This window comes from Phreatobacter sp. (genome assembly GCF_022843985.1).
Taxonomy (GTDB): Bacteria; Pseudomonadota; Alphaproteobacteria; order Rhizobiales; family Phreatobacteraceae; genus Phreatobacter.
In genome coordinates, this window is the sequence record NZ_JALHMP010000002.1 from 64,293 (window position 1) to 75,942 (window position 11,650).

An 11,650-nucleotide genomic window follows, 5' to 3' on the forward strand; every position below is an offset into this window, starting at 1 on the left:
GCTCATTCCGGAACCGTGTCTGCCAGAGCCGCCAAGCGTGTGCCGGTCTGGACCGCCATGCCATCCCTGACACGGACGAGGCAGGCCTGGCGGTTCGCCGCCCCATCGATGGTCACCAGACAGTCGAAGCAGACGCCCATGCCGCAGAACGGTCCGCGCTCCCGACCGAGGCGCGCCGAGCGACGCAATCCGGCAAAGCCGGCCAGCAGCATCGCTGTCGACAGCGTTTCGCCGGCCGCGACGCTGAACGGTCGGCCGTCGATCGTGACCGTGACATGGCCGGCAGGCTCAACCAGGCGGCGGAACATCCGCGAACCTCCCCGCAGCGAAGGGTGTGAGGTCAGGCAACCAGTCACCCGAGGCGATCATGCCGGCGACATGCGAAGCATGGACGGCTGCCAGCGTCACGCCGCTGTGGCAGGTGACAAGATAGGCGCCGGGATGCGTGACCGAGCGGTCATAGATGGGATAGCCGTCCGGGGTCATGACCCGCAGCGCCCCCCAGCTCCGCACCACCTGGGCCTGAGCCAGAAGCGGAAAAATGCGGATCGCATTGGCGGCAATGCCGGCCAGAACGTCGTGCCGGGTGCCGTTGTCGAAGCCGACCTCCTCCTTGCTGTCGCCGATCATGACACCCCCCTCGTCGGTCTGCCGGATGGTGCCGAGCGGGTAGTCCAGAAAGTGCGCGAGCTTTTCGGTGACGAGGATTTGCCCCCGCTGTGGCCGGACGGGGGCGTGGATCCCGACCATCGGGCCGAGGCGGGCATTGCCGAGCCCGGCGGCCAGCACGACCTTCCCGGCCCTTATCTCGCCGGCTGCGCCGGTGATGCTGAACCCGTCCAGGCGACAATTGATCGCCTCGACGGTCGCGTTCGGCCGGTAGATGGCGCCAAGGCTCGCAGCGGCGGCATGGAGCGCGTTGAAGAGCCGGAGGGCATTGACGTGACCATCGTGCGGACAAAAGGTGCCTCCGACGACGTCGGGGCCGATGGCCGGCAAGAGGCGCTTCATCCCGCCGGCATCGAGGCGCTCGAAATCCGCGCAATCCCGCCCGCGATTGTGCAGGCGCCGCAGGTCGTTGCAGCGCGCGTCGAGATCCTGCTCGGTCAGCGAGGCCATGAGCCCGCCCCGTTGCTCATAGGACAGCGGCGTCTCGGTGGCGGCCTCGATCTCGTCAGCGAAGACAGGCCAGGCTCGTGCGGAAGCAAGGCTCCAACTGGCGTAGTCCGGATTGTCGAGACCCTTTCCCTGGACCCAGACGAGACCGAAATTGCCTCGGGAGGCCCGGTGCGCGACATCACCCTCGTCGAGGATCGTCACGGTCAGGCCGGTCTTTGCCAGCCCATAGGCAAGCGACAAGCCGACGACGCCGCCGCCGATCACCGCCACGTCGCAATCGTTGCCCGGTCGCTCGGGCGCCGGGCTCATGACTTGTCCTCGCCGATGAACAGCCGCTGGAGGCCGTAAAGCCGGTCGATCACCAGCATGGCCAGCACGGTGAAGAGGATCAGCAGCGCCGATACGGCGCAGATGAGTGGGTCGATCGAGTCCTGGATATAGGTGAACATGCGCACGGGCAGCGTGGTGGTGGTGGCTGAGGCGATGAAGACGGTCATCGTGACCTCGTCGAAACTCTGGATGAAGGCCAGGGCAAAGCCACTGGCCATGCCCGGAACGATCAGCGGGATGACGATCCGCCGGTAGGTGGTGATCCTGTCGGCGCCAAGGGCGGTTGCGGCGTCCTCGATCCGCTTGTCCATGCCTGTCGCGGCAGCGAGCACCATGCGCATCGCGAAGGGAAACACCACCACGACATGACCGATGATCAACCCCGCCATCGTGCCGGAAATCCCCAGCAGCGAGTAGAACCTGAGGAAGGCGATGCCGAGCACGAGGTGCGGGATCATCAGCGGCGCCATGAAGAAGGCGTTCAGCGCCTCGCGCCCGGTGAACCGATAACGGGCGATCGCCAGCGCGGCCGGCACGGCGAACAGGACAGCGATCAGGGACGCGGCTGTCGCCACAAGAAGGCTGGTGCGGAAGGCTGCGATGAAGTCCGGATATTGGCCGACGCGCTCGAACCAGCGCAGGGAAAAGCGGGTGGTCGGGATCGAGAGAAAGCCCTCCGGCGTGAAAGCCACCAGGCAGACCAGAACCATCGGCGCCAGCAGAAAGACTACGAAGGCGGCGTGGAAAACCAGGGCGAGGGGACCGTTCCTCATGACGCGAAGACCTGGGAGTAACGGCGTTCGATGAACCGGTTCCAGCCCACGACGATGGCGACGATGCCCACCAGCAGCAGCACGGCGATGGCCGCGCCGAGCGGCCAGTTCAGCGTACTGAGAAACTCGTCATAGGCGAGGGTCGAGGCCACCTTCAGCCGCCTTCCCCCGATGATCGCCGGGGTCGCGAAGGCGCTCGCCGCCAGCGAGAAGACGATGATGCCGCCGGACAGGATGCCCGGCATGGCCTGCGGCAGCACGATGCGCAGGAAAATCGTGATCTGCGATGCACCCAGCGACTGCGCGGCGCGTTCGGTCGCCGGATCCATCCGCGCGAGGGAGGCCCAGACGGAGAGAACCATGAAGGGCACGAGAACATGGACCAGCGCGATGACGACGCCGGTCTCGGTGAACATCAGCGAGACCGGACTGGACGTCAGTCCCACCCGATGAAGCGCCAGCGGAATGAGCCCGTTGCCGCCGAGGAGCAGCGCCCAGCCAAGCGTCCTGGCGACCACCGAGACCAGCAGGGGGCCGATGACGACGAGGATGAAAGACGAGCGCCACGGCTCCCGCATCCGGCGCAGGATGTAGGCCTCGGGCGCACCGATGAGCACGCAGATCAGCGTCACCCAGAGGGCGATGCGCAGCGTCCTGAGAAAGATCTCCGCGAAGAAGCTGTCCGACAGGATCTCGGCATAGTTCTGGACCGTCAGGGTCGGGACGATGCCTTGGGTGCTGCTCCAGCCGTTGAAGGACAACAGCAGCGTCATGGCGAGAGGCGTCGCCAAGATACCAACGAAGAGCAGGGTCGCGGGTGCGACCAGGAGCCAGCCTTGGCGAGCTTGGGCATTCATGGGCTGGACCCTGCCAAGGACAGCGAGGCGTCGCCGGCGCGGAACACGAGGACGACCGCCTCGCCCTCGCCCGGTACAGGCCGGCCGTCGTTCGGGCGGATGACCAGGCACAGGCCGCCCGGCGTCTGCACGTGGAGCAGCCAGTGGTTGCCCTGGAAGACCCGGGTCAGCACCCGCCCGGGCAATCCGTCGCCTTCGGTGGTGAAATCGACCTTTTCCGGCCGGATGGAGATGGTCGCCGGCCGCTCGCCCGGCATCATGACATGGCCCGCCACCGCAAGCCCCTGCGGGGTCGGCTCGGCGCTGAACGTGTTGGTCCTGCCGAGGAAAGTTGCGACGAAGGCCGAGCCTGGGCGCTCGTAGACGTCGAATGGCGAACCGATCTGCTCGACCCTGCCCTGGTTCATCACCACGATCCGGTCGGACAGGGCCAGGGCCTCTTGCTGATCGTGGGTGACCAGAACCGTCGTGGTGCCGGACTGCCGCTGGATCTGCCGCAGTTCCAGTTGCATCTCCTCTCGCAGCTTGGCATCGAGGTTGGAGAGAGGTTCATCGAGCAAGAGGATCGCGGGCCGGATGACCAGCGCCCGCGCCAGTGCGACACGCTGCTGCTGGCCACCCGACATCTGGCGGGGATAGCGGCCCCCCTTGTCGGCGAGCCCGACCATTGCCAGAGCCTGCTCGACCCGCTGCCGGATCTCGGCTTTGCCGACCCTGCGCATTTCCAGGCCGAAAGCGACATTGGCCGCCACCGTCATGTGCGGGAACAGCGCATAGCTCTGGAAGACGATGCCGAGGCCGCGCTTCTCCGGCGCTAGCTGCGACAGATCGATCCCATCGAGCGCGATGGCGCCTTGGGTCGGCTCGACGAAGCCCGCGATCATCTGCAGCGTGGTGGTCTTGCCGCAGCCCGAAGGACCGAGCAGCGAAATGAATTCGCCCTTCTCGACGCCGAGGTCGAGGTGATCGACCGCGACAGCGGGACCATAGGCTTTCCGGATGTTTTCGATCGCGAGATAGGGCATCACGCCCTCCAGGTCACCGGGGCGCGCCGATGCGCGCCCTGCCTCTGCGAGTGGGGCTCCCGGGCAAGGCCGGGCCCCGGATCAGCGTTCGATCTCGCGAACCCAGCGGCGATTCCAGTCATCACGCACGGGATTGATGATGGTCCAGTCCGCTGCAACGAGGCGGGCCGCCAGTTCGCCCACCGGCATGATTCCCGGGCGGGCGACGGTCGCGTCCTTGTTGACCGGCGCAAGGCCTGCCTCATTGGCGAGGAGCGATTGCGTTTCCGCCGAGAGGATCGTCTGGACGAAGGCATGGGCCTTTGGCCATATCTGCCGCTTGGCCACCGGACAGATCGCCATCATGACCACCGGCGAGCCCTCCTTCGGATAGACGAATTCGACGGGAACGCCGGCATCGATCAAGGGCTGGACCCGCGCCGTGCCCCAGACGCCGAAGATCGCCTGGCCTGTCTGGAACAGTTCGGCATGTTTGGCCGGAGACGGCTCGTAGGCGAGGATGTTGGGGCCGACATGTCGGCGCATGACATCGAAGCCAGGGTTGATGTTGCTCTCGCCACCACCGTGCAGCCGCGCCAGCATGACCACCGTGAGCAGGCCATAGCCGTTGTTCAGCGGCGGCATGACGACCCGGCCCCGGTATTTGGGATCCATCAGGTCATTCCAGGAGGTGGGCGCCGCCCAGCCGTTCTCCCTGAAGACCCTCGTATTGTACATCAGGCCTGTCGCGATCAGCCCCATGCCGGAGGCACGGCCGCCCGGCAGCCTTGCCACATCGTGGAGCCTCGACTGGTCGACGCCCTCGAGCGGCGCACAGAATCCGAGAGACACGGCCCGCATCATCGGACCGTCGTCGATGATCGCGACATCGATCTCCGGATTGCCCCTCTGGGCCTGGAGCTTGGCCAGGGTGTCGGTGGAGTTCCCGGCGACATAGACGACGCGCACATTGTGGGCCCGCTCGAAAGGCGCGATGACCCGCTCGCGCAGAACCTTCTCGATCGAGCCCCCCGATCCGGCCACGACAAGCGTTTCCTGGGCATGTCCGACGCCTGCTGAAAAAAGCATCGCGGCCGTTGCGCCGAGCGCCAGCAGAAACCTCGATTGCATGGATCCCTCCTCAACCCCCGAAGGCGGGTTTGCCTTGGTGATTGCGAGGGTGGTTGCATTCCTTCAATAATATCAAATTCAAAATTTCGGACCAAGCATGTCCGAATGTGATGGAGATGGAGCGTGTTCGATCGTCAGCTGGAGGCTTTCCGCGCTGTCATGATGACAGGCGGCATGACGGCAGGGGCCGAGGTGCTCCATGTCACCCAGCCCGCCGTCAGCCGCCTGATCCGCGACCTCGAATACAATCTGAAGATCCGTCTGTTCGAGCGCAGGGGGAACCAGTTGAGCCCGACCCCCGAGGCGGTTGCCCTTCTCGCCGAGGTCGAACGGTCCTATCTCGGCCTCGAACATGTGAAGGCCTTCGCCGCGGATCTGAGGTCGGCAAGGGCAGGATCGTTGCGGGTGGCTGCCCTGCCGGCGCTGGCCTTGGGATTTCTGCCGTTCCTGATGGCCCGCTTCCGCGCGACACGGCCGGGCCTGGCGGTCCAGATCGACGGCATTCCCTCGCATCTGGTCCTCGACCGTGTCGCCGGCGGCCAGTTCGACTTCGGCTTCGTAGCCGTACCGGCCGAACGCTCTTCGCTCGTCATGGCGCCGATGATGGCCCCGATCGTTGCCGTCGTCCCGACGGACCGCCGCCTCGCCCGATTGGCCGAGATTCGTGCTTCCGATCTCGCAGGCGAAGATGTCATCCTGTTGGGGCGGGGCAGCTATCAGCGGCACATCATCGAGGTGGCCTTGGCCGGCATATCCATTCGATCCACGGTGGAGACACCGCTCTCCGCCATCGCCTGCGCCCTTGCCAGCGAAGGGGTCGGTATTGCCCTCGTCGAAGCCTATACGGCGCGGGCCTTCATTGGCCGCGGTGTCGTGGTCCTGCCGTTCCGTCCCGCCATTGATGCAGGGTTTTCGATCGTCACCGCACGGCAGCGGGCATTGTCCCAGGCCGCGAGAGACTTTCTGGACGTTGTCGAGGTTGGATCGGTTGACTACCTGCGCCCGCTCATGGGGGCCATTCGGGGGTGATGTCCCGGGAGTTGGTGGACATCGTCAGCCACTGGCCGCGCCCACCGCGGAGATTGGCGACGATCTGAACGCATGCGAGAATTTGGTTCTCGATCGCGACGTCACAGCCACCCGTCTGATGGTCGTGACGGCGCGATCCTGTCTGTTGCCGTCGCCTGACCGCGATCCGGCCTGACCCGGTCAGGACTGGCCGGCCCGGCCCGGCCTGAGGTAGACCGCGATCGCCGTTATCAGGGTCAACGGGGCAACGAACCAGATCATTGCGAAGGTAAAGGTCGCCAGTGCCGCATGCTGTTCGGCCGCCATGATCAGGTAGGCCACGTAGAAGACGTAATAGGCCAGGAATACGGCCCCCTCCCAGCGCGCGATCTCGCGACCAGTCATGAAGATCGGAATGCAGGCAATGGCGGCAGCCAGCATGACCCAGGCGTCGAAGGCCAATATCGAAGGCGCGACGATGATCCCGCCAGTTCCGGCGACCAGACCCGACAGGCCCAGCACGCCAAGGATGTTGAAGACGTTGCTGCCGACAACATTGCCGACCGCGATGTCGCGTTCGCCCTTCAGCGCTGCGGTGATTGAGGTCGCCACTTCAGGCAGCGATGTGCCCGCTGCCACGATCGTCAGCCCTACAACCAGATCGCTGATCCCAAGCGCCTTGGCAAGGGCGACCGATGCGTCGACCAGCAACCGCGATCCGACCACCAGCAGCACGAGCCCGCCAGCGATCAGCGCAGCCTGCATCAGACGTGAATCGGCCCACCTGGCTCCGCTCAGGTCCAGCTCTTCCAAGCTTGCGCCATTGTCTGCCACCTGGTTGGCTCGGCGCGACTGCACCACCAGAAAGACCGTGTAGAGGATCAGCAGCAGGAACAAAAAGCCACCCTCGATCATGCTGATCGACAGGTCGTGCAGCATGACCAGCAACAGGACGGTAAGGCCGATCATGATCGGCACCTCCTGGCGGATGATCTGGCGGTTCACGACCAACGGTGCGATCAGTGCCGAGCAGCCGAGGATGAACAGCACGTTGAATATGTTGCTGCCGATCACATTGCCGATCGCGATATTGTTGTCGCCGCCCCAGACCGCGCCGACCGAAACCGCCATTTCCGGTGCGGAGGTGCCGAAGGCGACCACGGTAAGGCCGACCACCAGCGGTGACAGGCCGACGGCCAGCGCTAGCCGCGACGCCCCCTGCACCAGAAACCTGGCACCCAGGACGAGCAGCACGAGACCGAAAGCGAAGAAAAGAAGAGTCATCCGGTCAAGTCCTTTTGCTCCGAGGCCGCGAACTCTGGTCGATGTAAGGCGGGAGCGGGAGTTCCGCCACCGGAAAGCGCCGGAAATCCGCCAAAGTGGCGAAGTGTTTGCGCCTTCGCGACGCCAAGGCGACCACGTCGAGCGTCGCCGGCCGACATTCTCCAAAATGGGCTTCCCATTGTCGGTCAAGTCGCCTGATTGTGGCCTTGGTGCCAGCTTTTTCGACCCCGGGAGGTGTCGGTTGTGCGGCCGCTAAACGGCCTCGCCCAAGCCCACCTGTGACGTTTTTCAACGTGGCGGACGGACCTGTCCCGCCGCTTTCGTTCAGTTTGAGACCGGATCGCGGCCACCCGCGTAGCGGACGTGCTCGAAGGCGGCCGATGGCGGCGGGGATGGTAAGCACCATCAGGCCGATGACGACCACCTCGGCCAACTGAAGGGTGATGGCGCGGACATGGCGGCCTGACCAGCCCGGCCAAAGCCGGCGTCGTGGTGGCTTCGCGAAGCTGCACCATGTCCAAGGACACGACCCGCGCGTGGATTCGTTGCTCTGCCCCTTGTCCCGCACAACCTCCCGACCGCCGTCGATCGGCCAGACGCAAAGACATCGTTGAATCCGCCGGGCTTAGGAAAAGTGCTAAATGTTGAAGCTAACGTCCAGAGCGATGTCCTGGCGAATTGACGGAAGCCCGCATGAACGCTGAGTTTAAGCCCGATCAGAGCCGGTGGCGGTTTTCGGTTGCGCCCATGATGGACTGGACGGACCGGCACTGCCGGTTCTTCCACCGAATCCTCTCGCGCCACGCCCTGCTCTACACCGAGATGGTCACCGCCAATGCGGTGATCCATGGCGATCGCGAACGGCTGCTGGGCTTTGATACAGCCGAACATCCCGTGGCGCTGCAACTGGGCGGTGCCGATGCCGATGCGCTGGCCGAGGCGGCGCGGATCGGTGAGGCCTATGGTTATGACGAGATCAATCTCAATTGCGGCTGCCCGTCGGACCGCGTCCAGGGCGGCCAGTTCGGCGCCTGCCTGATGGCGGTTCCGGACCAGGTGGCGCGGGCCGTCGCCGCCATGAAGGCGGCCGTCGCGGTTCCGGTCACGGTCAAGTGCCGCATCGGCATTGACGACCAGGACCCCGAGGCGAGTCTCGATGCCTTTGCCGATGCCGTCGCCGCCGCCGGGGCCGATGCGCTGATCGTCCATGCCCGCAAGGCCTGGCTGCAGGGTCTGTCGCCTCGGGAGAATCGCGAGATCCCCCCTCTCGACTACGACCGGGTGTTTCGCCTCAAGGCGCGCCTGCCGCACGTCCCCATCGCCATCAATGGCGGGATCGGCAGCCTCGCCGACGCGCAGAGCCTGCTCGCCGGGCGCCACGGAGTCCGGCTCGACGGCGTCATGCTTGGCCGTGCCGCCTATCAGTCGCCGGCCCTGCTGCGCGAGGTCGACCCTGTCCTGTTCGATGCGACGCCGCCGGTCGCCGGGCTGGCCGAGGCCCTGGAAGCCTTCATCCCCTATTTGGAAGCGCGGCTGGCGGAAGGCGTTCGGCTGTCTGCCATGACCCGCCACATCCTCGGCCTGTTCCAGGCTGTTCCCGGTGCCCGCCAGTTCCGGCGCCATCTGTCGGTCGAGGCCGTGAAGCCGGGTGCCGATGCGCGGGTGCTGCGCGAGGCCCTCGACCTTGTCATCAACCGCCCGACCGGATGCGAGATGGCCGCCTGACGGCGTGGAACATGACGGGGCGGCGCAGGGTGCCGCCCCGTCATGGGGCGGCGGGGTCAGCGCGCGACCCGGCGCTCGCAGTAATGGCCGCGCAGCAGTTCGAAGCCGCAGAGGGTGTTCTGCTCGCGCACCTGGCCCGGGCGGGGGATCGTCGTTCCGGGAACGGCCGCATGGGTCACGGACGGCGCATCGTAGCCCATCGACCCGCCGCCGCCATCGCCCGCGCTGCCGCCGCCGCCGGCGGATTGCGCCATGGCGCCGGAAAGAGAGGAGCCAAGGCTGAGGGTGAGTACGGCGGCGAGGGCCACGGCCTTGAAGCGGGTGTTTGACATGGAAATCTCCTTCGATCTGAGTGCGAAATGGACCCTGGTCGCGGATCCAATGGGCTTGGGTCGCGGGTCCGGCGAAGAAGGTTCAAGGCGCTGGCGGCCGACGCGTCGCGCTCGGTGGTGCCTGCGCCGCCGGCCTCCCGTTGCAGCAGCCGTGCCGGAAGTGCCGTCCGCCGTGACGTCCCGGTCGTGCCGCGTCATTGCCGGCGGACGTCGCCCGTGGCGGCCCTCATTGCCCCGAAAGGGTGCCAGTCGCAGGGGCTGTCACACCGATGCCCCGGCTCGCACAGCCGCCGCGCGCGTCTGCGACTTGCCGCGCCGGGCTGAGAGGGAGTAAGTCGCGCGCTTCCTGCGGCGCGGATGTCCCCCATGTTCTTCGGCGTTCCCTTCGATCAACTGGCCATTCTCGCCATCGGGCTGCTGGCGGCCGGTGCGATCACCGGCATCCTCGCGGGTGTCTTCGGCGTCGGCGGCGGCGCGGTCATCGTGCCGGTGCTCTACGAACTGTTCGGTGTCGTCGGCGTGCCGCTGGAACTGCGCATGGCGCTGGCCGTGGGCACCTCCCTCGCCATCATCATCCCGACCTCCATCCGTTCGTTCCAGGCGCACAAAGCCAAGGGCGCCGTGGATATGGAGATCCTGCGCGCCTGGGCCATTCCGGTGGTCATTGGTGTCATCATCGGTTCGCTGCTGGCGCGCTATGCGCCGCCGGCGGTCTTCAAGGCCGTCTTCGTCTTCGTCGCCGGCCTGTCGGCCTGGCGCCTGCTCACCGGCAAGGAGCTGAACTTCGGCACCGGCATGCCCGGTCGCGTCGGCATGATCGCCTCGGGCGGCGTCATCGGCGTGCTGTCGAGCCTGATGGGCATTGGCGGCGGCCAGCTCGGCAATCTCGTCATGATGGCCTATGGCCGTTCGATCCATAATGCCGTCGCCACGTCCTCGGGTCTCGGCGTGCTCATCTCCATCCCCGGCGCCCTCGGCTATATCTATGCCGGCTGGCCGAAGGCTGCGGAATTTCCTGCCGTCGCGGCAATCCAGTTTCCCTTCGCGCTGGGCTATGTCTCGCTGATCGGCTTCCTGCTCTTCATCCCCACCTCGATGTGGACAGCCCCGCTCGGCGCGCGCCTCGCCCATTCCCTGCCCAAGCGCAAGCTGGAACTGTCCTTCGGCATCTTCCTGCTCATTGTCTGCCTGCGCTTCTCCTGGGATCTCGTCACCCGCGGCCTCGGCTGACGGCGGCTTCAGCCGTAGACGCGAAGCAGCTTCAGCGCGGCGCGTCCGATCTCCAGCCGCTTCGGCGCCATGGCGCTATGCGGCATGTCCATGTTGAGTGTGAAGGCATGGATGCGGCTGCCGCGCTCGACCCATCCGGTCCACCAGCCGATCGACGTCTGGCCGCGCCGCACGAACCAGCCGGTCTTGCCATAGAGGGTCGCGCCGCCGGCGCTTTCCAGCCGGACGATGTCGTGAACGAGTGTCTGGGCGCGCGTCGAGGCCGGCAGGACCGTCTGCGCCAGACGCAGGTTGAACCTTGCTTCCTCGATGGCACTGATGGCCAGCGGGCCGTCGAGCCAGAAGCGGTCCACGACCATGCCGGGGTCGCGGCTGCCGTAGTCGAGCCTCGCCAGCCAGTCCCGGTAGCGCCCCAGGCCGACCCGCCGGGCGAGTCCCTGGAAGACCGGCACGTTGGAGATCGCCATGGCGTCGCGCAGCGACATGTCCCGCGCCCAGGCAGGGTTGCGGATGCGACCGCCGCCATAGGGCTGGACGGCATCGGGGTCGGCCACGGCGCCCGTCTCGAAAGCAATGAGACTGTTGGGGATCTTGAACGTCGAGGCAGGCACGAAGCGGCGTGTGGCCCGTGCAGCATCGGCGAGCACGGTCTCCTCATGCGACGCGCCGAGCAGGGCAAAGGTCCCGCTCACCCCGTTCTGGAGGAAGAGGTCGCGGAGATCCGGACGCTCCGGCGCTGTGGCGCGGGAGGGCGCGGCTGGCAGTATCGCGGCGAGAGCGAGGGTGTCGCGGCGGGTAAGAGCAACCGGCATGTTGAGCGACCCATGGGAGATAGAGCGCGGCGCTGGCCCCCGGTC

Annotated in this window: 12 protein-coding genes; 3 read left to right on the forward strand and 9 right to left on the reverse strand. The window is 66.3% G+C overall.

What is annotated here, in order from left to right; translation table 11 throughout:
• Positions 1-2 precede the first annotated feature (2 nt).
• The 6 genes from Q0C57_RS01545 to Q0C57_RS01570 all read right to left on the reverse strand — a co-directional run bounded on the left by Q0C57_RS01545 (position 3) and on the right by Q0C57_RS01570 (position 5,214).
• A complete protein-coding gene (locus tag Q0C57_RS01545; RefSeq protein ID WP_296571070.1) occupies positions 3-308 on the reverse strand; it encodes a (2Fe-2S)-binding protein in 306 nt (101 codons plus the stop codon).
• Positions 289-1,428 carry an FAD-binding oxidoreductase gene (locus tag Q0C57_RS01550; protein ID WP_296571072.1) on the reverse strand — a complete coding sequence of 380 codons (1,140 nt, stop codon included), beginning with the start codon at positions 1,426-1,428 and terminating at the stop codon, positions 289-291. The genes Q0C57_RS01545 and Q0C57_RS01550 overlap by 20 nt, the downstream gene beginning before the upstream one ends.
• Positions 1,425-2,222 (reverse strand): ABC transporter permease, encoded by a 798-nt coding sequence (locus tag Q0C57_RS01555; RefSeq protein WP_296571075.1) that lies wholly within the window; start codon positions 2,220-2,222, stop codon positions 1,425-1,427. Before Q0C57_RS01555 ends, Q0C57_RS01550 begins: the two co-directional genes overlap by 4 nt.
• Positions 2,219-3,079: an ABC transporter permease gene (locus Q0C57_RS01560; protein ID WP_296571077.1), complete on the reverse strand. Its 861-nt coding sequence runs from the start codon at positions 3,077-3,079 to the stop codon at positions 2,219-2,221. The genes Q0C57_RS01555 and Q0C57_RS01560 overlap by 4 nt, the downstream gene beginning before the upstream one ends.
• Positions 3,076-4,104 carry an ABC transporter ATP-binding protein gene (locus Q0C57_RS01565; protein WP_296571081.1) on the reverse strand — a complete coding sequence of 343 codons (1,029 nt, stop codon included), beginning with the start codon at positions 4,102-4,104 and terminating at the stop codon, positions 3,076-3,078. The genes Q0C57_RS01560 and Q0C57_RS01565 overlap by 4 nt, the downstream gene beginning before the upstream one ends.
• A gap of 81 nt (positions 4,105-4,185) precedes the next feature.
• Positions 4,186-5,214 (reverse strand): ABC transporter substrate-binding protein, encoded by a 1,029-nt coding sequence (locus Q0C57_RS01570; RefSeq protein WP_296571083.1) that lies wholly within the window; start codon positions 5,212-5,214, stop codon positions 4,186-4,188.
• A 123-nt stretch (positions 5,215-5,337) separates the two neighbouring features.
• On the opposite strand from Q0C57_RS01570, the gene Q0C57_RS01575 reads away from it, so the two are divergent.
• Entirely contained in the window at positions 5,338-6,243 is a 906-nt protein-coding gene (locus Q0C57_RS01575) for a LysR family transcriptional regulator (RefSeq protein ID WP_296571086.1), read from the forward strand.
• A gap of 180 nt (positions 6,244-6,423) precedes the next feature.
• Here Q0C57_RS01575 and Q0C57_RS01580 read toward each other — a convergent pair whose 3' ends face one another.
• Complete coding sequence (locus Q0C57_RS01580; protein ID WP_296571088.1) at positions 6,424-7,506, reverse strand: calcium/sodium antiporter; 1,083 nt, start codon at positions 7,504-7,506, stop codon at positions 6,424-6,426.
• A 693-nt stretch (positions 7,507-8,199) separates the two neighbouring features.
• On the opposite strand from Q0C57_RS01580, the gene dusA reads away from it, so the two are divergent.
• Positions 8,200-9,231: a tRNA dihydrouridine(20/20a) synthase DusA gene (gene dusA / locus Q0C57_RS01585; RefSeq protein WP_296571090.1), complete on the forward strand. Its 1,032-nt coding sequence runs from the start codon at positions 8,200-8,202 to the stop codon at positions 9,229-9,231.
• A gap of 56 nt (positions 9,232-9,287) precedes the next feature.
• Here the strand turns inward: dusA and Q0C57_RS01590 are convergent, their stop codons facing one another.
• Positions 9,288-9,563, reverse strand: coding sequence for a hypothetical protein (locus Q0C57_RS01590; RefSeq protein ID WP_296571093.1), 276 nt, complete (start codon positions 9,561-9,563; stop codon positions 9,288-9,290).
• A gap of 366 nt (positions 9,564-9,929) precedes the next feature.
• Here Q0C57_RS01590 and Q0C57_RS01595 point away from each other — a divergent pair, with 366 nt between their 5' ends.
• Entirely contained in the window at positions 9,930-10,793 is an 864-nt protein-coding gene (locus Q0C57_RS01595) for a sulfite exporter TauE/SafE family protein (protein ID WP_296571096.1), read from the forward strand.
• Positions 10,794-10,801: 8 nt separating this feature from the next.
• Here Q0C57_RS01595 and Q0C57_RS01600 read toward each other — a convergent pair whose 3' ends face one another.
• Positions 10,802-11,605: a penicillin-binding transpeptidase domain-containing protein gene (locus tag Q0C57_RS01600; protein ID WP_296571098.1), complete on the reverse strand. Its 804-nt coding sequence runs from the start codon at positions 11,603-11,605 to the stop codon at positions 10,802-10,804.
• Positions 11,606-11,650: the final 45 nt, after the last annotated feature.